Genomic DNA, 20,861 nt, shown 5'->3' on the forward strand with positions numbered 1-20,861 from the left:
TTCCGAATTAATATACTCAGTGTGTGGAAATATGTACGCAATATTTGCACTTTGCTGATTAAGGTTAAGTAAGTTAGGATAAAGTGTAGTAAATTTAAAAGATGTATGCAATAAGTCAACGAGAGTGGCCCTTTTGATGTGAGGTTCCGGTGTCGTCCGGAATATACAGGTTTCAGTTTCAAACGATATCATTAAAGAGAACTTTTAAAATTAGAATAATTGCTCTATGCAAAGACAAACGCAGACGCAACGACAAACCCTTAAATATTCTCCCCTTCAAATTCAAATGCTTAATCTGCTGCATTTGACCACGATGGAGCTTGAACAAAGAATTAAAGAAGAATTGGAGGAAAACCCTGTACTTGAAGAGGGAAAAGAGGAAACAACATCTGAAGATACGGTTGATGAATTTCAAGATGCGGACGATACGTCCGGATCAGGAGAAGAGGATTATCCTACCGTTCAGGATTATCAGGATTGGGATGAGTTCAGAGACGATGATATCCCTGATTATAAAACATATGCCAATAATCAATCTGCTGATAATGAGCTATATACTCGTCCAATGGTGGAGTCTATATCCTTCCGTGACGATCTGAAGCAGCAGGTTCATTTTTTAAGACTAGACGAAAGACAACAGCTGGTAGCCGATTTTATCCTCGATTCACTTGACGAAGATGGATTTTTGAGGCGCGAGAGCGAAGTTATCGCTGACGATATATCTTTTGCCAACAGCATGTTTATCGATACCGAAGAGGTTGAATTGATGCTTCGCGTGATTCAGCAGCTTGATCCTCCGGGAATTGCAGCCAAAGATCTGAGAGAATGTTTGCTGATCCAATTGCAACGTATAGAAAACCAGGACGAATGCTGGGGCTGGGCTTACAAGATTGTTTCTGATACGTTTGATGAGTTAGGTTCGCGGAATTATGATAAAATAATGCGTGTTTTATCAATCGACGAAGAGTGTTTGAAAAAAGCTATTCAGCTCATTACCACACTCAACCCTAAACCTGCATCAGGGCTCCGCAATGATAGTCTTGTAAACGAAAGTATCAAACCGGATTTTATGCTTCGTTACGTCGAAGATGGCGAAATTGAGGTGCAGCTCACCTGGGGAAATAGTCCTGCTTTGCGACTGAATAAACTGTTCACACAAATGGCTGAGCAGAAAATTGATAAGGCGACAAATCAGTTTTTGAAAAATAAAATGAATTCTGCGAAGTGGTTCATCGATGCGATCAAGCAACGTGAAAACACGATGTTAAGCACATTGCGCGCCATTGTGAAACTTCAATACGATTATTTTCAAACCGGAGATATCAAGAAATTACGTCCGATGATCCTGAAAGATGTGGCGGAAATTATTGATATGGACATTTCAACCGTGTCACGCGTCACGACAAATAAATACGTACAGACTCCTTTTGGTATTGTTTTATTAAAGGATCTGTTTACCGAAGGCGTGACCAACGAAGACGGAACCGAAGTTTCAAACCGGGAAATTCAGGAAGCTATCAGGGAAATTACGGCAGCGGAGGATAAAAGACATCCATTCAATGATCAGCAGATTACAGATCTGTTATCGGAAAAAGGATATTCAGTTGCGCGTCGTACGGTTGCCAAATACAGAGAGCAATTAAATATTCCAACCGCTCGACTGCGGGTTACAATTTAATTAAGAAAGCACTTTATTCCACATGAAAAAAATAGTAGTGGTTGATGACGAAGCGGATATTTGCTTCCTTTTAAAAAGATTTTTATCGAAGAACGATTTCATTGTCGAAACAGCTCAGACGGGAAAAGATGGGTTGGAGTTAATAGAATCTTTTGAGCCTGACCTGGTTATGACCGACTTCCGCCTGGGAGACATCACGGGAACCGAATTGCTTAATGCTATTAAATCAAAACGTCCTCATGTTCCTGTATTGATCATTACCGGCTACTCTGATATCAAGGTCGCTGTTAATGTAATGAAACTCGGCGCTTATGATTACATCACAAAACCGCTTTTTCCAGACGAAATTCTTGTTACGGTTAAAAAGGCTTTGGCTGATGCAGAATCAGAAAAATCTGGGGAAACTGAATATGTTGCCGGTAATACCGAAACTGCTACTGTTACGAAGCCAGGTCGCAAAACTACCCACAAGATGAAGGCGGGATATGTGATGGGGCAGAGTGAAATCGCAGACAATTTGTTTCGTCAGGTTGACCTTGTCGCACCGACTAATTTCAGCGTGATTATTTACGGAGAGAGCGGGTCAGGCAAGGAGGCGATTGCACATGAAATCCATAACCGATCGCGCAGAAGAGATATGCCTTTTGTGGCGATGGACTGCGGAGCCATCTCGAAAGAACTTGCCGGAAGTGAACTTTTTGGGCATGAGAAAGGATCGTTTACAGGCGCGCTTCAAACCAAAATCGGACATTTCGAAATGGCAAACGGCGGAACTTTGTTTTTGGATGAAGTTTCAAATTTGTCTTACGAAATCCAGGTTGCATTATTGCGTGTAGTCCAGGAGCGCAAAATGCGTCGGATTGGCGGTTCAAAGGAGATAGATCTTGATGTAAGGATTATTGTAGCCAGTAATGAAAGACTTCTGGATGCTGCCAGAAACGGAAAATTCAGAGAAGATCTGTACTACCGTTTCAATGAGTTCACGATTGAAGTTCCTGCATTAAGAAACCGTAAAGATGATCTTTTACTTTTTGCAACCACTTTCCTGGAAACGACAAATGGTGAATTGGGAAAAAATGTGAAAGGATTCTCAGACGAGGTTATGAAGGATTTTGTAAATTATTCATGGCCTGGAAATTTGCGTGAGCTCAAAAACGTGATCAAACGTGCAACATTATTGTCGGACGGAGAGCTTATCGAGGAGAAATCACTTCCTTTTGAGATCGTCAATTATAGCAAATTGAAAGACCTTGACGAAGAAATATCGGCACCTGTCGTGGCTGCGCCTGCATCTCAGGAGGTTGCTGACACCGAAGATTCCAAGCCAAGTTTGAAAACAGTCGCAAACGAAGCTGAGTATGATATGATTATGCAGGTTTTACGAGACGTTAATTTTAATAAGAGCAAAGCAGCACGTTTATTGAACATCGATCGTAAAACGTTGTATAACAAAATGAAGCAATTTGATATTTAAGAAATTGGAAAATCAATTATGCCTTTTTTCATTTGAGGAGATTTTAAACGCATCAACAACCGGATTCATTGTCTGCTGTGTGCCATCTGGCAAAGGTGACATTGACTCCGGAAATATGAGCTGCGTTTTTATAAATCCAACTGCTCAAAAGCTGACGGGAATAACTGAATCAACCGGACTCACGCAAAGATCAATTTTTGGTGAGCATATAAATCTTAATACATTAGACGTTTCCGGAAGCCTTGATTTTAAGTTTGAGAAATCAGGAGTTTGGTGCAGAATTACCAAGTCTTCTCTTGGCGGCCTTTTTTTATATACCCTGAACGACATTTCTGTTGAGAAACAGCATGAAGTTAAACTGTCACATTTTCAAAAGTTATCCGCGGAAGCGGAAGAGACAATGGAATTTGGCAGCTGGATATGGGATCTCAAAACTTCTCAATTTGAGTGGACCGAGGGTATGTACAAATTAATGGGTTACCGGTCGGAAGATCTGCCGTTATCAAAACTGGATAGCAGTACTTTCAAGAAAAATATTCATCCGGATGACCTGGAAATGATCACCGGAAAATTGAGAAATATCTTGTCATACACTGATACTTATGTTCTCGAATTCAGAATCATTGCCGAGGATGGGGAGGAAAAACATTTGTACGTTAAGGGGCACAATACAATCGATGAGATTACAGGACATCCGATATCTGTCGGGACGGCTTTTAATGTTTCCATGCTTCGGGAAATTCAACGTGAGCTGGAACAGAAAGTGAGTGATCTGAATACTTCTAATGCAGATCTTGAACAGTTTGCCTATGTTGCTTCTCATGATTTGCAGGAGCCATTACGTAAAATCGTATCGTTTGGCGAACGGCTCGATACCAGGTCGAAAGACAGTCTGGATGAGGAAAACCACTTATATCTTGACAGAATTTTAAGTTCCTCCCGCCGCATGCAGAATATGATCAATAATTTGCTTGAATTTTCCCGTGTCACAAGTACTTCAAAATTATTTGAACCAACAGATCTTAACGAAGTTCTTAAAGTGACACTGAGTGATTTGGAAGTGTCAATTCAAAATAGCAAAGCGAAAATCGAAGTAGACAAGATGCCCGTTATTGATGGAAATCAAACTCAGCTGTCGCAACTTTTTCTGAACCTGATCTCAAATTCATTAAAATTTACAAAGCAGAATGTTGATCCGGTAATTTCAATTAAATTGTCTGATGTCCCGGAAACGGAAGTTATAAAGAGAAAATTAGTTGGAAATCAGCAGTATATAAAAATTACGGTAAAGGATAATGGGATTGGATTTTCAAACGAAAATGCGTCCCGGATCTTTACAATTTTTCAAAGATTACGTGGCCGTTCCGAGTATGAAGGTGCTGGTATAGGGCTTTCTGTATGCAAAAAGGTAGTCGAAGGGCATCATGGAATAATCGAAGCATATGGAATTCCTGATCAGGGAGCTGTTTTCGAAATTATTCTTCCAGTAAACCAGAATTAATCGGGATATATTTCATTATTAACCCACCACTTCATTTTAGATATTTAGGTTTCAATTGTATTATAATGAACAGTAAAGTAATAAGCGTACTTCTGGTTGATGATGACGAGGATGACTATTTTCTAACCAGAGAATATTTTAAGGATCTTATCAACTGGAAATTCGATATTACCTGGTGCTCTACCTATAAAGAGGCAATTCATAATATTCAGAACAAGAAATTTGATCTTTACTTCTTTGACTATTTGCTTGGTGAACGTAACGGTATCGATCTGATCGAAGAAGCATGTACACTTGAATGCGAAGAGCCAATTATCCTTTTAACAGGTAAGGGAGATACGAAAGTTGCTGTCGAAGCATTGAGGCTTGGCGCGGCTGATTATCTCATAAAAAATGAGCTTGACTCAGAAAAGCTGGAGCGTACGATCCGTTATGCATTGGAACGCACCTCGGTTTTAAAGGCGTTACGCCATAGCGAAAGGCGTTACAGACGCGTTTTTGAAGAATCAAATGACTTCCTTTTTATCAGTGATCTTGAAGGAGTGATCACCGATTTTAATACTTCCGCATGTACCTTGACCGGTTATTTACCCAAAGAACTGAAAAGTAAGAATATCCTTGAAATGGTGGATGATCCACTTTTTGGGACGGTTTGGGAAGGAATTCAGGAAAGATCTATTCAAGATTTTGAGGTTAGGCTGGTAACAAATGATGGGGAGAAAAAATATTGTGTTTTCTCCGCTTCGATGGAAATGGATGAAGACAACCCTTACGTCCAGGGGCGGCTACACGATATTACGGCGAGAAAGCAGTCTGAAAGAGAACGTCTGTTTTCTGAGAAACTTGCTGTAACGAGCCGTCTTGTGCGTATGCTCGCGCACGAAGTCCGGAATCCACTGACCAATGTAAATCTTTCGGCTGAACAGCTGGAAATGGAATTGGTTGATGAAGATCAGAAATTCTACACCCAGATTATAAAACGAAACTGTACGCGGATCAATGATCTGATCACGCAATTATTGCAACCATCCAGTTCGACGGACGTTAATCTTGTTGATCAATCAATTCATCAAGTGCTTGACGAAGCGATTGCCACAGCTTATGACCGGGTTCAGCTGAAAAGAATTCAGATTGTTAAGGTTTTTGCAGAGGAGGATTTTGCTATTCCTTTGGATTCAGTTTCTCTGCACATGGCATTTTTGAACCTGATCACAAACGCTATCGAAGCAATGGCCGAGGATACCGGTGTACTTCGAATTACAACACGTTTGCAGGCTGACGCATTGCAGGTCATTTTCGCGGATAACGGCTCGGGGATCAGCGAAGAGAATATGGACAAAATATTCGAGCCTTATTTTACAGGTAAGAAAAATGGTATGGGTCTTGGATTAGCTACAACGTTGAACATTCTCCACACACATCACGGACGGATTGATGTGCAGTCGGAAGAAGGAGTAGGGACGACTTTTACGATCAGTTTTTCAGGAAAATAATAAACCGGCCTGAGAAGATTTAATCAAACAAAATATAAGACGAAACCCCGGAATTGCTATATGCTCCGGGGTTTCGTTTTACTTAGTTTCTGCGGTATCCTTTATTGTCGTTTCTCGAATTATCATTTCGGCCATAATGGTCGTTTCTGTCATTCCCTTTTACATATCCACGGTTACGATCCTTTGTTACCTGGTATTTCGGGTGGCCGGCGCTCTGATAATATCGCTGATCTCTGCTGTCACGAATAATCTGCTGGTTGTGATTTCCTTTGTATCGAGCATACTGAGAAATATGAATATTATTATGCAAAAACGGTCTTGGCTCGTTTACAACAACTTTATAGGAATTGTAAATGTCATAATTGCGATAACGTGACGGAAGCGAAGATACATACACCCACTGAGCTCCATTTTGATAAACATACTGCGCTCTTGTCACATCATAATAAGCATTGATATCCGGCAGATAATAGAAATCAACGTGGTTATAACCGGTGGGGCCCCATGCTGGCTGACTGCCGATATTGATACTTAAACTGATTTGAGCATTGGATTCCTGAGCTGCTGAAAGACTTAGTAACACGATTATTGAGAACATTATCTTTTTCATGGTTTCTGTTGTTTAAAGTTTAAAATCCGGCACTTTCTGTGCTCTTATGATGGTAAGACAGGAGTATTTAAGCTGCGTTTAATCGACGAAAGAAGCGATCGACAGGCTTGCCGTATTTGTCTGCGAGATGGCAGGTTTTGTCTAGTAACCGGTATATACAAAATCCCAGCTTCAAACCGGATTGAAGCTGGGATATGGAGGGTTTGAGAATAATTTAAACAGTTATTCTTTTCTTCCTATTGAAGAAACCATAGATAATCGGGAAGATTAATAAAGTCAGAATGGTTGCAGTAATTAAGCCTCCAATCACAACGATCGCAAGTGGTTTTTGTGTTTCAGATCCAATTCCCGTTGACGTTGCAGCTGGAAGGAGCCCGATCGCTGCCATAAGTGCTGTCATGACAACTGGCCGGATCCGTGATTTAACACCTTCCCGGATTGCTTCGTCCAGCGGCATCCGGGCTGAAAGATTGTTATTAAAGACAGAAATCAGAATCACACCGTTCTGGACGCATAATCCGAAAAGTGCAATAAACCCTACACCGGCTGAAATGCCGAAGTTCATATGCGTTACATGCAGCGCCAGAATGCCGCCGATCAAAGCAAAGGGCACATTGACCAATACCAAACCGGCATCTTTTGCATTGCTGAACATAATAAAAAGCAGGATGAAAATACCGATCAAACTAATAGGAACCACTTGGCCGAGGCGGGCCGTAGCGCGAACCTGATTTTCAAATTCACCTGACCAGTTGATCGAATATCCCTTTGGTAATGTTTTCAACAAAGGCTTAACACGGCTCTGGGCATCAGCGATTGTGCTTCCCAAATCACGTTCCCGGACTGAGAATTTTACACCTATAAATCGTTTGTTATTATCGCGGTAAACAAAGGCCGGCCCGGTCACAGTACGAATGGAAGAAATTTCTTTCAATGGAATTTTCCCTCCTGTCAAAGTGGGTACCATTAACTGTTGAATGTCATTGACATCCCGGCGATATTGCTGTTCATAACGCAGACGGATATCAAATTTGCGCTCTCCTTCGTATAAAATCGAAGCTGTTTTACCACCGATAGCCATCTCGATTACGGCTTGCACATCAGCGGTACTTACACCATATTGCGCCATTTTGTGGTCATGCAGAATAACACTGATTTCGGGCTGTCCGATATTTCTCAAAATCCCGACATCTTTAATCCCGGGAACGTCTTTGATCGCTTCCAGAACCTCGTTTGCTTTTGTATTCAAGGTTTCCAGATCGTCGCCATAAATCTTTACTGCATTACTTGCATTCATCCCCGCAACCGCTTCTGCGACGTTGTCAATAATCGGCTGTGAGTAATTATAATTGATACCTTGAAATTGTTTTAGCTTGGTATCCATTTCTTCGATCAGCTCATCCTGTGTGATCTTCCGTTTCCATTCATCTTTTGGTTTTAAATTTACCTGCATCTGAACGTAGTAAAAACCTGATGGGTCAGTTCCGTCATTTGATCGGCCGGTCTGGGATAACACCCCGTTAACTTCCGGGAATTCATTTAGTTTTGCGCGAAGAATATGCACCATTTTAATCGTTTCCGTAAGCGAGCTGCTCATTGGAAGTTTGGCTTCCACCCATAACGCGCCTTCGTTCAATGTCGGTAAAAACTCAGTCCCCAGAAATTTTGCGGAAAATAAACTGACGGTCAGAAAAACGAGAGCAAAAACCACACTGATTTTTTTTCTGGCATAACACCATTCAAAACCATTACTTACGCTGCGATCAAAAAATCTTACAATCGGATTACTTTTCTCTCTTACATTTTTATTTAAAAGGAATGAGCATAAAACCGGTACCAGGGTCAGCGTATAAACCAATGCTCCCAGCAAAGCGAAACCCAGCGTATAGGCCAGCGGGGTAAACATTTTTCCTTCAACTTTCTGAAAGCTGAAAATCGGGATAAGCGCTGTGATGATGATCAGTTTTGAGAAGAAAATCGCTTTTCCCAATTCCCCGCCGGTTTTCTTTATGAGCCCAAGTTTAGATAGTTTGTTATAACGCTCCATGCCGTTTTTATGCGCAAGGTGATCCAGTGTTACAAAAATCCCTTCGACCATCACGACGGCACCGTCAATAATAATCCCGAAATCTATTGCTCCCATCGACAGCAGGTTTGCTGACATCCCTTTCAGTTTAAGGCACATAAAGGCGAACAACAAGGCAAGTGGAATAATAATGGACACGATAATGGTGGTTCGCCAGTCCGCCATAAACAAAAAGACAATAACGGTCACGAAAACAATTCCTTCGATCAGGTTATGTTTTACGGTGTGTGCGCAAAATTCAATCAAATTGTCGCGGTCATAAAAAGTTACCATTTTGACGTCTGGAGGAAGAATTTTGGTGTTCAGCTCTTCAACCTTATCTTTTATTCTTGCCAGAACTTCACTTGGATTTTCTCCCTTGCGCTGAACTACGATACCTTCGATTACATCGTCATTTCCATCCAGTCCAACTTGTCCGACACGAGGCATGTCTGACTCTTTCACCGCTGCCACGTCTTTCACTAAAACGGGATAATCCTTTACATATTCGACTATAATGTTCTCAATATCAGGAATAGAATTTAATAGCCCGATCCCGCGAACTACATAAGCCTGCCCATTTTTTTCGATTACGTCACCCCCTACGTTCACATTACTTTTCGTTACGGCCTGATAGACTTCCAGCGGTGTGATATTGTATTTTACAAGTTTGGTCGGGTTAACCTGTACTTCATATATCTTCTGGCGCCCCCCGAAAGCAACAACATCTGCTACTCCTGGAATACTTCTCAGCTGGCGGTCAATAACCCAGTTGTGAAGTGTCAATAACTCGCGGCTGTCGCGATCAGCACTTTTTAACGTAAAGCGGAAAATCTCTCCGGTTGGTCCGTATGGCGGTTGAACGTCAGGTTCGACACCTTCCGGCAGTGAAATATTCCTTAATAAATTATTGACTTGCTGCCTGGCGAAAAAGTCCTCAACGGTGTCGTCAAAAATGATCTTGATGATGCTAAGTCCGAACATCGTTGTACTTCGCACGTTTGTTTTCTGCTGCACAGAGTTCATTGCGACTTCAATAGGCACAGTCACGAAACGTTCAATCTCTTCGGCGCTCCGACCATTCCATTGCGTGACGATAATAATCTGAGTATTTGTAACATCCGGGAAAGCTTCAAGGGGTGTTTCCTTATAACTCATCACACCTGCAATGATCAGCAAGGCTGTCATAAAGAAAATGAAGAACCGGTTTTTAAGGGAAAAACCAACAATTCCCCTGATAAATTTATTCATGATCAAATGAATTTGGAATGATAGAATGATGACGGTCCGCCGCTGCGGAGTGAGAGAATGGCGGAATGAGAGGATTATTGAGTGACGGAATACTGGACGATGCTTTTTTGCTATTTATACGGTCATTCAAAATTCTTTCATTCTCTCAATCATTCAGCGCGTCGTAAACGAGCAGCTGGTTTTTTGATATTACTCTTTCTCCGTCCTTAAGGCCGCTTTTGATATATGCCCGATTGGCCAATGTGCGGTAAACTTCGACGGGGCGGGTTTCAATTTTCGACCTGCTGTGGAATACCATCACCCAATTTTTACTACGGTCAAAAATGATCGATTGAGATGGGATCGCGTTCATTTGTCCGCCTTCATCGAAGTTCAGATTTACCGTTGCATGCATTTCCGGTTTTAATTTAAAACCGACATTCTGGAGCTGGATACGGATCTGCATTGCCTTCGATTCGGGGTCAAGGACATTGTATATTTTATCAACCTTGCCTTTAAATATTTCATCCGGAAAGCTGATAGTCTGAACATTAGCAGACATTCCAAGTTTTATTCGCGGAATATCACTCTCATTAACGTTCGCCATAACCCAGACATCAGCGATTTGTCCTACCGTAAACAGGCTTTCGGAATTATCCGAACGAAGCTGCATGCCGCGGTTTACATTTTTAGAAATAATGAAACCGTTGATAGGAGATTTGACGGTATAGTTTGTAGATTTTCCTAACCCGTAGATAGAAAAGATTTCCTTGACGCGGTTCACTTCCGCTTGCGCCTTATCCACCATTTGCCGGGCTGTTATTGCGTCTCTTTCCGGAACCAGCTTACTTTCGTAAAGATCTTCTGTTGAAGAAAGATTTTTCTGGGCGATCAAAAGATCTGACTGGGCCTGAATCAGTTGTCGCTCAAAATCTGCGACTTCGCCTGAACGGATGGTTGCCAGCTTTTGTCCTTTTTTAACATTATCACCTAATTCGACATTTACATCTTCGACATTCCCGCCCACGAGCGGAAATATTTTTATGATTTGATTTTCGTCAGGAACCACCTTTCCAACAAGTGTTAACTCATTTTTGACAGTTTCTGTCTTCACTGTATCGAGCGTTATTCTGCTCATCATCGTATCCGAAAGCATAAATGCTTTTGCTTCTTCCTGTTTTTCTTCCGTTTTAGTGCAAGAAGACAGCCAAAAACTCACGAACGCAAGTGAACATAGGTAGAAAAAACGCTTTGCTGCACCTGGCCTGTTACCGTAAAATAATAAATCGAATTGCTTTGTTTCAGCTTTCATCCGGATGTATGTAAGAAATGAATTTCGTTTTGATTAATTAAAGAGCTCCTCGCCGACTACAAAATTCAGCTCTTCATATACCTTAATCCGGTCAGCCTGTAACCGGTTAAATTCCTTAATGCTTTCGTTGTAGGTTTCGATAAAGTCAATGAATTCCAGAAGGGTGATATTTCGCTTTTGGAAGTTGTCGTAAAAGCCTTTGCTCAGTAATTCAAACTGGTCTGTGAAATGGTTTTCAACGCTTTTGTAAGCTTTTTCTGCGACGAAAACTTTTTGCAGTGCAGCATTTACTTCATTGCTAATACTGCTTTGTTTTGCCGTTTCCAGCGTTTTGAAGTAGCTGACATTACTTTTTGCGGCTCTGATATTTCCTTGATTTCTATTAAAAAATGGAAGATCAATAGAAACGTTCAGTCCAAAATAGTTGCTGACATAGTTACTTGACTGGTCATAAATTCCTCCAATCTGAATGTCTGGTACGGCAAGTGCTTTTTGCAGGGTATAATTTAATTCCGATTGTTTTGTCTCGGACTGAACAACTTTTAAGTCTGAGCGACTCTGTAGTGCGCGATCCTTCAATAAACTGAGGTTGTAATTTTTGAGCTGATACCGGTTTATATCGCTGCTGTCTACGATGGATTTAATTGGGACTTCAGAATTTAATAGTGTTTTTAGGTCACGCTGGTTTTCTGCCAGTTCGAAGAGGATATCAGCCCGGTCGTTGGTAAGCTGGAAAAGCAACGCTTTAAGTCTGACTACTTCTTTTAACGAAATATTCTTCCGATCATATTCTTTATCAAAAGCAGATACTGTTGTGTTCAACGTGGCAATCTGTGTATCGTACAACGCGATAGTCTGGTTCAGAAAATAGGACTCAAAGAAAATTTCACGAAGTTCGAATTTCAAAGTTCTGATAAGATCGTAAAACTGAAATTCACTTTTTCGGGTCGATTCTACATCCAGCGCAACACGTTTATTTCTTTTTCCGGCTCTTGTGATCAGCTGCTGGATCGTAATCGCTTTTTGTCCCTGACGGCCGACATCCAGAAATCCGCGGGAGGGATTGTAAGCACTGATCTCAACACCGAGTGTCGGATTTGCCCAGAGCTTGTCCTGAATTTCTTGTGATTTGGAAATATCAATCTGATACTTTTCAGCTAAGAGCTGGAGGTTGTGTTGTAAAAAAATACTATCTGCTTGCCGTATATTAAGCCGCAGGGTATCCTGGGCGCGCAAACTCAAGGATAATAAAAGCAGCAGTCCGGTGACGTAGGTTCGCATAAACGCATGGTTAGAAAGATGCGATATACGGTAGCCAGTATTACAGGAGGCTTAAAATAACCTTAGAAAAAAATTAGAATGCTAAATGTGCTTTAATGTAACCTTGAATTCACTTCCTTTTTCAAGCTCGCTTTGTACCGAGATGCTACCATGATGCAGCTCAATAATACGCTGGCAAATCGATAAGCCAATACCAAAACCAGGGACGTTGCTCGTATGGGAAGCACGGTAAAAGGGATCAAACAGATAGGGGATATCCTGCCTACTGATACCGATCCCTTCGTCTGCTATTCTTATCGTGCAATCGGTGTCGTTTGTTTCAAATAAAACTCTGGCCGTGTGGTTCGAGGAATATTTGCAAGCGTTATCAATCAGATTGAGTAGCACTCTTTTTAGTAATTCCTCATTCCCTTCGATAATTGTATCATTCTCATTTTCAGGTATTGTAATATAGTCAATGAGGATTTTATAGTTCGGAGAAGAGGAAAGGATTTCTTCCTTGGCCATGAAAGCCAGATCTTCTACCCGAACGGAGGTAAATTTATTATTACCCATATTCTCGATGGACCGCGCAAGAAAAAGCAGGTTATTGGTGATGCTGATCAGCCGCTCGGTATCCGAAAAAAGGTTTTCGAAAACTTCTTCGAGATCAGGATTGTTTTTGGCAAAACGCTGGCCCAGCTGTATTTCTGATTTCAAGGCCGCAAGCGGCGTTCGAAGTTCATGGGAGGCGTGAGAAACAAAACTTTTTTGCTGTACAAAAGCCTTGTTTAACCGATCCAAAACGGTGTTAAAATTGATCGCTAGTTGCGCAATTTCATCTTTCCGGTTTCCTTCGTCCAGTTTTTGTTCAAGATTATTGGCCGTGATCTGCGATACCTGATGGTTAATCGCGCTGATGGGTTTTAAAGAATTACTGGCGAAATAAACGCCGAGAGCAACTGTCAGCCCGATTCCGCCAACCAGTCCCCAGGCCAAAGTCTGCAGTAGATTCTCTAATTTGCTTCGTCCGAATTTGTCATAAGCAGAGGCAAGCACTACAAGCGGTTCATCACCTTCCTGATAAAGCAAACCGATTGTTTCACTCTGATCCTGCAAAAACTCCATTTCCTTATTTTGCCGAACCTGCCCTAATAACTCTTTGTGATACGTGATCAGTTTGTCGTCAACGCTGGAATAAACCAATTCGTCTTTTGTGTTAAAAATAAGGACTTTTTCATCGAACATCTCGGTAAGCGTGTTCATGTCGATTGTCCGTAAAAGATCTTTGTCGATCCCTTTTACTTTCACTAAAAGACGGCAAGTCGTTTGCGCTTTACTTTTCAGACGGTCGTAAAATTCTTCCTGACGATATCGTGCAGAAACACTATAAACCGCGATAGAAAAAAGCAGTAAGATAACCGCCACCATCAAGGTAAATTGCAGCGCAATCCTGTCTTTTATTTTCACAAAAAGTAATTTTTAAGTAACAGTATTTTGAAATAACCTGAAAAACCGGCTTATTCTTCTTTCATAATATAGCCTAATCCGGGCCGCGTATGAATCAGTTTTGTTGAAAAATCTTTATCAATTTTTTTGCGCAGATAGTTGATATAGACCTCGACGACATTGGTTCCAGGATCAAAATTCAGATGCCATACATGCTCAGCTAAATCCATTTTGGAAACGACACGACCTCGGTGTAACAGAAAATATTCCAATAAGGCGAACTCCTTCGCAGTTAATTCAATTGATTTTCCGGCACGGATAACTTCTTTCGTACCAATGTTAAGTTCAAGGTCGGCAATACGGAGTACCTGCGATTCTGTCTCAGGATTATTCAGTTCAGAAACACGTAGAGCCGCATGGATACGCGCCATCAATTCTCTGAAATCAAACGGCTTAACAATATAATCATTTGCTCCTTTGTTCAATCCTTCCACCTTATCTTCCACTTCTCCGTAAGCTGTCAACATGATAATGGGCAGTGAAGGTTTGTAGACCCGGATCTGCTGACAAACGTCATATCCTTTCAGACCAGGAAGATTTACATCCAGCAAAATCAGATCAAACTTTTTGCTCAGTGCCAGGTTTTTACCAGTGATACCGTCGTATGCAATTTCTGCTTCAAAGTTTTCAGCGTGTAAACCCCGGTAAATGTTCTGAGCGATACGCCTGTCATCTTCGACAATGAGTATATTTTTCATGTATTTGGTCAGGTCGTTTCATTTAATATAACAGATACAATTTACAGCAAAACTATTCAGAAATGCCATAACCAGTTTATAAGACTTCCAATGCCTGTTCAAAGTCGCTGATCAAATACTCCGGGTCTTCAAAGCCGATATAAATACGGACCATACGGTGTCGTTCAATAGTTGGGTCGAAATCTTCCGGTGAAAGTCCGCCTGCCTGTGGCAAAATCAATGACTCGTGGCCACCCCAGGAAACAGCGACAAGGAAATGTTTTAGAGAATAAGTAAATCGCTCGATCTGATGATGCGAAGTTGCTTTGATTATGATGGTGAACAGCCCGCATGCGCCCTTCATTTGCTTGCGAGCCAGTTCTAATTGAGGGAAATTCTCATCAAAAGGAAAAATCAGTTTTTCAATTTTAGGATGTTTCTTGAGATAATCAATAACTTTTAAGGTAGATTTTGAGATATGTTCGAGACGCATCGGCAAGGTTCGAAGTCCTCTCAGAATCAACCAGGCATTGAAAGGAGAAATTCCTGAACCGGTATTCAGCAATTGTTCGTTAAATATTTTTTTTAGCATTTCCTTGGAACCGGTGAGTACTCCCGCAAGCACATCGCTATGGCCGCCCAGGTATTTTGTTCCGGATTGCAAACTAAGATCAATTCCAAAATCGTGTGGTTTCTGATAGATCGGAGTGCAATAACTATTATCAACAATGGTAATGATGTCAAGACTTTTTGCCAATTGAGAAACAGCTGCCAGATCCTGGATTTCGTAAGTCAGCGTATTAGGTGTTTCAAGATAAATGATCTTCGTTTCTGGCCGGATCGCTTCATGGAAATTTTCAATTTTAGTGCCGTCGATGTAAGTGGTTTCTACACCGAAACGGGTCAGTACGTTATCAAAAAGTCTTGTTGCCCAGCTGTATGGTTTTTTGATCGAGATGATGTGATCACCTGATTTGACATTCGCCATGATCGAGCAATAAATTGCCGAGGCGCCGCTGTTAAAAACGAGCGCATCTTCTGCTCCATCCAGTGCAGCAAGTTTTTTACTTAAAATATCTACTGTGGGATTTTTACCTCTTGAATATAAAAACGCAGATTCTTCGTTGGCAAAAGCATTACGTAACTCCTCAAAAGTGTCGAATGCGAAATTACTAGTCTGTACGATCGGAGGAGAAACCGCATTGAAATATTGACTGCGATCTTCTCCAAGCTCGTTCAGAATGTAGGAAATATCCATTTACTTAGGTTAAATTATTTTCAGTTGGTTGTTTAAATACGATACCCGTTTCAAGCGAATGAATAATGGCTTTGTTGCTGTGTGAGAAGTAACAAGTGTCAATACCCATGTCCTGAATTTTCTTTAAAAGTATCGTTGTGTCAGATTTACTCCTTTTTCGGGTTTGGCGAATGTAAACAGCTCTGATATTAGCTGCAAACATTTGGCAGATTTCTTCATAGATTACCGGGTCTTTTTGAGAGTCGTCACCGAGTAGTATGAATTGTAACTCCGGGTAAAATTCAATAATGTTCTGGATTTTACGAAACTTGTGATCGTGCGAGCCTGAACCGGTCATGATAAAATCATCGAGCCCGGATTTAATTTTTTTTAATTTCAAAACTGCTTTTGGCAGTCCGTTCAGCTCTGCGAAGCGGATGATCATATCGTATAAATTCCACTCACTGCTAGATACATAAAAGAAAATATTGGCAGGATGCACCGGATTTGTCCGGCTTGCTAGTGACAACAGCTGATAATGTTTGACTACGTCGTCAAAAGGTTTTCTGGCCTGGACATTTTTTGCCAGCAGCACAAACAATTTTTTAAACGATCTGCGGCTATGCGATATCAAAAATGTGTCATCAATATCGGATATGATGCCGTAGGAACTTTCGTAGGGTATGAAAAATTCTTCCTGTCTGGTTATTTGATATTTATGACGGTCAACCTGGTCGTCAACACTGACTTCATACGGGTGCCAGCCACCTGTCATCGGTTCATGAAAAGGGATCTGAAAGCGGAAATAACCATCTTCCATGGTTTGTGTCTCCGCAACAACCGAACCAACTCTCAGAACAACCCTTAAATTTGGTATGGTTTTTATTGAGAAAAGCTGAAGGATTGTCCGTGCATACCTAAAACCTTTTCGGGTATATTTGTGATCACCTTCCGGGTATTTTTCAACTACGTGTCCAAAAACAACTAATTCGTTTTTATTTGCGTATCCCCGGTATAATTTTAAGTCGCATCTTTTCATATCTTACCTTTACCTTATGCACTTGAAGTGCCTAAATTAGACAATATGTTTTCAGAACGAAAGGTTTTGTTAGTTGTAAATCCTATATCCGGTGACAAGGACAAAGAGGAGATTTTGTTAAAAGTGGCCGCAAAGGCGGAGGAGGATGATTATGTTTTGAGCATATTTTCCACAACTGGGGTTAATGATCTTGGCGAGATAAGAAATCTTGTAAAAAACTTGTGCCCTGACCGCATTCTGGTTGCGGGGGGTGATGGGACGATATCAATGGCTGCGGAGGCAGTAACCGGCACTGACATTGTTTTTGGAATTATCCCGGCTGGCTCCGCCAACGGTTTGTCAGCGGATTTTGGTCTGTCGTCCGATTTAGACGAAGCGATAGAAGTTGCCTTTGGAGATCAATCCATTCATGTCGATGCGGTAAGGATCAATGATGAAATTAGTTTGCATCTCAGTGACATCGGACTGAATGCGCTATTGGTGAAAAACTATGAGAATGGGGATATACGCGGGAAGCTGGGATATGCGCTGGAAATGTTTAAGACATTGAATGAACACGAAAATTTTCGTGTACGTATAACCACTGAAAGTGCAACGCTTGAAACGGAAGCTCTGGTTGTTATTATTGCGAATGCCAAAAAATACGGTACCGGGATTAGCATCAATCCGTTTGGCGATATGTCTGACGGGCTTTTTGAAATCGTTATTGCTAAAAGAATTGACTTTATCGAAACTGCGAAATTCCTGACGGGAAATGCTTCGTTTGATCATGATGTCATGGAAGTACTTTCAGTTGAAAATGCAAAAATAGAATGTCTGGACCGTGAGGTTTATTTCCAGGTTGACGGCGAATATAAGGGCGAAGTAAGGGAGTTAAATGCTTCTATTTTAAAAGGTTTCGTCAGAATTGCTGTTCCTTGATTTTGCACTTGCTTTTAGTAATTAATCGCAGATGACGTGCATTGAATAAATCTGTAATTACTTTGATGCCTATCAGTAGTCAAGCTGATAAAACGTCTTTTCAGGATAGTTTGCAATTTGATGATACCTGAAAAATGAAAACAGTTCATACGATTTTATTAATTTCTGCTGTAACATTCGGAATAAACGCTTTTGCCCAGCAGCCCGAACTTTGCCAGGGGCCTTATTTTACAGAAGCACAGGGCAGAGCATTTCTTGATAGCCACATGCCGGCAAACAAGGAAGAATGGGAAGGAAGATCGAAGAAAATCAAGGCTCAGATCCGGGAAGGAATGGGGCTGGAGACTGTTCCGGCCAAGCCGAATTCCGCACCGATCATTCATAGCAAAAGAGTGATGGATGGATACACGATCGAAAATGTAGCCTTCGAAAGTCTGCCAGGGATTTATGTTACAGGAAATTTATATCGGCCGGTAAAAAAGCAAAAATCTTATGCCGGGATATTGTGCCCGCACGGGCACGGAGAAAATCCTCATGGCCGTTTTCGCGAACAAACTCAAAAACGTTGTGCAACCTTGGCCAGGATGGGGGCTGTGGTGTTCGTTTTGGATATGGCCGGACAAGGGGACTCGAAACAGACGGAACATAAATTTTCTAAGGCACTAAAACTTCAAACGATCAATGCAATGCGAGGTGTCGATTTCCTTTTATCAATTCCTGGTGTTGATCCTCAACGTATTGCGGTGACCGGTGAGTCGGGTGGGGGAACTCAAACTTTTTTGCTTGCCGCACTTGATCAGCGTGTTAAAGTTACTGCACCGACTGTCATGGTATCCGCTCATTTTTTTGGCGGCTGCGTTTGTGAGAGCGGAATGCCCATTCACAAGAAAGGGGATTACCAAACTAATAATGTTGAGATCGCTGCGCTTACTGCTCCTCGGCCTATGCTGCTAACTTCTGACGGAGACGACTGGACAAAGAATACTCCGAAAGTTGAATTTCCATTTATGCAGAAAATTTATGCACTTTATGGAAAGCAAAATCTTGTAGAGAATGTACACTTGCCCGATGAAAAACATGATTACGGACCGAACAAACGGAAAGCGATGTACGCGTTTATGGCAAAACACTTGAATCTGAATATCCGGGCGGTTTCGGACGCACAGGGAAATATTGATGAAGGCCCTTCAAAAGTGTTGGAACAAAAGGATCTGGCAGTATTTGATACAGAACATCCACGGCCCAAGAATGCTGTGATGGGTGACGAGGCGGTTTTAAAACTATTATAACGATTATCAGCCTTTTCACTTTTATATGATTATCCTGATTGTTTTTCTTGCCATTGTATTCATTGTTTTAAGTTCGACAGTTTTAAAAATGCACCCACTCACCGGCTTGCTGCTCGCCGCTTTGGGCGTGGGGATTTTTGCCGGATTACCCATTGATAAACTGGCGGAAACGATCGGGAAGGGTTTTGGAGAATTAATGTCTAAAATCGGTTTGATGGTGATACTGGGTTGTGTGATTGGCGCAATTCTGGATCAGTCAGGCGCGGCGATAAAAGTGGCAGATGTAATTTTAAAATTGTTTGGAGAAAAACATCCGGCCTTTGCCATGTCCGTTATCGGAGCGGTTGTCGGTATACCTGTTTTCTGCGATTCGGGTTATATCATTTTGCATAAACTCAATCAGATTGTTGCCGCGCGGACTAACAAACCGCTCGCCGTTATTGCACTTTCTCTTTCCGGAGGTTTGTTTGCAACGCATACACTTGTGCCGCCAACGCCAGGTCCGCTTTCTGCCGCGGGAAATCTGGGTATCGCGGATTCGGTAGGATTAGTGATTCTGATAGGCCTGATCGTATCGATCCCGAGTTTATTCCTTTCAACCTGGTTCGCTGGAAAGTATGCAAAGGATGTTCAGATTAATGAGGATTTTACCGTGAAACCTATTTCGGCCTATGATAAAAAACTACCTCCTGCCTGGAAAGCTTTCATGCCTATTCTTCTTCCCATTTTATTGATAACGCTCGCGTCCTTTGCGAAAATTTTACATTTTCCGGAAAGCCTTTTGCAATGGATAAGTTTCCTGGGCAGTCCACTGGTTTCATTTCTACTTGCAATATTTTTCAGCTACTCGCTTTTTCCTGAAAAATCGGCTGAGAAAATGATGTTGTGTTTCAAAAGCGGAATTGAACATTGCGGTACCACACTTGTACTGGTTGGCGCCGGCGGAGCGTTTGGCGCTATTTTGAAAGAAACCTCCCTTAAAGAGATGGTTAGCGAATGGCTGACAAGAAATGAAATGTCAGGGATATTTTTGTTGATGATAACATTCCTGATCGCTGCTTTTTTTAAAACTGCCCAGGGATCAACAACTTCTTCAATGGTACTGACTACAAGTATTATTGCACCATTACTTGCGACGCTGGGTTTTGTCACGCCGATACAAATTACATTATTGGTTATGGCAGCTGGGAGTGGAGCGATGATTGTTTCGCATACGAATGATGCCTGGTTTTGGGTAGTTTCGCAGTTCACAGGAATCTCGGCGAAGGATACTTACAGGACGCATACCATTCTGACAGGATTGCAGGGAATTGTGAGTTTTTTAATGACAGTGTTGTTGTATTTTATATTGGCTTGAAATAGCAGGGTTGTTCAAATTATTACGGTGCGCCGCACCTTTGAATAGACATTTTAGATTTATTGATTCTACAAATATTGCCGTGCTCTGCACCTGAAACTGGTGTTTGCTTTTTTATTGATTCTACAAATATTGCGGTGCTCTGCACCTGAAATTGGCGTTTGCTTTTTTATTGATTCTGCAAATATTGCGGTGCTCTGCACCTGAAA

General features: G+C 41.5%; 15 protein-coding genes. 7 read left to right on the forward strand and 8 right to left on the reverse strand.

The genetic code is table 11. The features are described from left to right. Positions 1-226: 226 nt before the first annotated feature. The 4 genes from rpoN (at position 227) to BMY70_RS06510 (ending at position 6,146) form a co-directional block, all read left to right on the forward strand. Positions 227-1,678 carry an RNA polymerase factor sigma-54 gene (gene rpoN / locus BMY70_RS06495; RefSeq protein ID WP_090333588.1) on the forward strand — a complete coding sequence of 484 codons (1,452 nt, stop codon included), beginning with the start codon at positions 227-229 and terminating at the stop codon, positions 1,676-1,678. Positions 1,679-1,700: 22 nt separating this feature from the next. Then, entirely contained in the window at positions 1,701-3,152 is a 1,452-nt protein-coding gene (locus BMY70_RS06500) for a sigma-54-dependent transcriptional regulator (RefSeq protein WP_090333590.1), read from the forward strand. Between the two features lie 4 nt (positions 3,153-3,156). Beyond that, on the forward strand, positions 3,157-4,653 hold the full coding sequence (locus BMY70_RS06505) for a PAS domain-containing sensor histidine kinase (protein ID WP_177196970.1): 1,497 nt from the start codon (positions 3,157-3,159) through the stop codon (positions 4,651-4,653). 65 nt (positions 4,654-4,718) lie between these two features. Beyond that, positions 4,719-6,146: a hybrid sensor histidine kinase/response regulator gene (locus BMY70_RS06510; protein WP_090333597.1), complete on the forward strand. Its 1,428-nt coding sequence runs from the start codon at positions 4,719-4,721 to the stop codon at positions 6,144-6,146. Positions 6,147-6,228: 82 nt separating this feature from the next. Here BMY70_RS06510 and BMY70_RS06515 read toward each other — a convergent pair whose 3' ends face one another. The 8 genes from BMY70_RS06515 to BMY70_RS06550 all read right to left on the reverse strand — a co-directional run bounded on the left by BMY70_RS06515 (position 6,229) and on the right by BMY70_RS06550 (position 17,085). Then, complete coding sequence (locus tag BMY70_RS06515) at positions 6,229-6,756, reverse strand: hypothetical protein (protein WP_090333601.1); 528 nt, start codon at positions 6,754-6,756, stop codon at positions 6,229-6,231. A 214-nt stretch (positions 6,757-6,970) separates the two neighbouring features. Beyond that, entirely contained in the window at positions 6,971-10,072 is a 3,102-nt protein-coding gene (locus BMY70_RS06520) for an efflux RND transporter permease subunit (protein WP_090333604.1), read from the reverse strand. A gap of 145 nt (positions 10,073-10,217) precedes the next feature. Beyond that, entirely contained in the window at positions 10,218-11,363 is a 1,146-nt protein-coding gene (locus BMY70_RS06525) for an efflux RND transporter periplasmic adaptor subunit (protein ID WP_090333606.1), read from the reverse strand. A gap of 33 nt (positions 11,364-11,396) precedes the next feature. After that, positions 11,397-12,644: a TolC family protein gene (locus BMY70_RS06530; RefSeq protein WP_090333608.1), complete on the reverse strand. Its 1,248-nt coding sequence runs from the start codon at positions 12,642-12,644 to the stop codon at positions 11,397-11,399. Positions 12,645-12,725: 81 nt separating this feature from the next. After that, on the reverse strand, positions 12,726-14,093 hold the full coding sequence (locus BMY70_RS06535; RefSeq protein WP_090333610.1) for a sensor histidine kinase: 1,368 nt from the start codon (positions 14,091-14,093) through the stop codon (positions 12,726-12,728). A gap of 50 nt (positions 14,094-14,143) precedes the next feature. Next, a complete protein-coding gene (locus tag BMY70_RS06540) occupies positions 14,144-14,830 on the reverse strand; it encodes a response regulator transcription factor (protein ID WP_090333614.1) in 687 nt (228 codons plus the stop codon). Positions 14,831-14,906: 76 nt separating this feature from the next. Beyond that, a complete protein-coding gene (locus BMY70_RS06545; protein ID WP_090333617.1) occupies positions 14,907-16,067 on the reverse strand; it encodes a trans-sulfuration enzyme family protein in 1,161 nt (386 codons plus the stop codon). A gap of 4 nt (positions 16,068-16,071) precedes the next feature. Then, complete coding sequence (locus tag BMY70_RS06550; RefSeq protein WP_090333619.1) at positions 16,072-17,085, reverse strand: App1 family protein phosphatidate phosphatase; 1,014 nt, start codon at positions 17,083-17,085, stop codon at positions 16,072-16,074. Between the two features lie 45 nt (positions 17,086-17,130). Between BMY70_RS06550 and BMY70_RS06555 the strand changes: the two genes are divergently transcribed. From BMY70_RS06555 to BMY70_RS06565, 3 genes are all read left to right on the forward strand, one after another. Further along, positions 17,131-18,006, forward strand: coding sequence for a diacylglycerol/lipid kinase family protein (locus BMY70_RS06555; RefSeq protein ID WP_090333622.1), 876 nt, complete (start codon positions 17,131-17,133; stop codon positions 18,004-18,006). Positions 18,007-18,140: 134 nt separating this feature from the next. Then, positions 18,141-19,295: an alpha/beta hydrolase family protein gene (locus BMY70_RS06560; RefSeq protein ID WP_090333625.1), complete on the forward strand. Its 1,155-nt coding sequence runs from the start codon at positions 18,141-18,143 to the stop codon at positions 19,293-19,295. 25 nt (positions 19,296-19,320) lie between these two features. Further along, on the forward strand, positions 19,321-20,652 hold the full coding sequence (locus BMY70_RS06565) for a GntP family permease (RefSeq protein ID WP_090333628.1): 1,332 nt from the start codon (positions 19,321-19,323) through the stop codon (positions 20,650-20,652). Positions 20,653-20,861: the final 209 nt, after the last annotated feature.

This window comes from Dyadobacter koreensis, assembly GCF_900108855.1.
In the GTDB taxonomy this organism is placed as follows: Bacteria; Bacteroidota; Bacteroidia; order Cytophagales; family Spirosomataceae; genus Dyadobacter; species Dyadobacter koreensis.

Bases quoted from the DNA above. Each gene is read 5' to 3' on its own strand.
- rpoN (WP_090333588.1), top strand. From the start codon at position 227: ATGCAAAGACAAACGCAGACGCAACGACAAACCCTTAAATATTCTCCC.
- BMY70_RS06500 (WP_090333590.1), top strand. From the start codon at position 1,701: ATGAAAAAAATAGTAGTGGTTGATGACGAAGCGGATATTTGCTTCCTT.
- BMY70_RS06510 (WP_090333597.1), top strand. From the start codon at position 4,719: ATGAACAGTAAAGTAATAAGCGTACTTCTGGTTGATGATGACGAGGAT.
- BMY70_RS06515 (WP_090333601.1), bottom strand. From the start codon at position 6,756: ATGAAAAAGATAATGTTCTCAATAATCGTGTTACTAAGTCTTTCAGCA.
- BMY70_RS06520 (WP_090333604.1), bottom strand. From the start codon at position 10,072: ATGAATAAATTTATCAGGGGAATTGTTGGTTTTTCCCTTAAAAACCGG.
- BMY70_RS06525 (WP_090333606.1), bottom strand. From the start codon at position 11,363: ATGAAAGCTGAAACAAAGCAATTCGATTTATTATTTTACGGTAACAGG.
- BMY70_RS06530 (WP_090333608.1), bottom strand. From the start codon at position 12,644: ATGCGAACCTACGTCACCGGACTGCTGCTTTTATTATCCTTGAGTTTG.
- BMY70_RS06540 (WP_090333614.1), bottom strand. From the start codon at position 14,830: ATGAAAAATATACTCATTGTCGAAGATGACAGGCGTATCGCTCAGAAC.
- BMY70_RS06545 (WP_090333617.1), bottom strand. From the start codon at position 16,067: ATGGATATTTCCTACATTCTGAACGAGCTTGGAGAAGATCGCAGTCAA.
- BMY70_RS06550 (WP_090333619.1), bottom strand. From the start codon at position 17,085: ATGAAAAGATGCGACTTAAAATTATACCGGGGATACGCAAATAAAAAC.
- BMY70_RS06555 (WP_090333622.1), top strand. From the start codon at position 17,131: ATGTTTTCAGAACGAAAGGTTTTGTTAGTTGTAAATCCTATATCCGGT.
- BMY70_RS06560 (WP_090333625.1), top strand. From the start codon at position 18,141: ATGAAAACAGTTCATACGATTTTATTAATTTCTGCTGTAACATTCGGA.
- BMY70_RS06565 (WP_090333628.1), top strand. From the start codon at position 19,321: ATGATTATCCTGATTGTTTTTCTTGCCATTGTATTCATTGTTTTAAGT.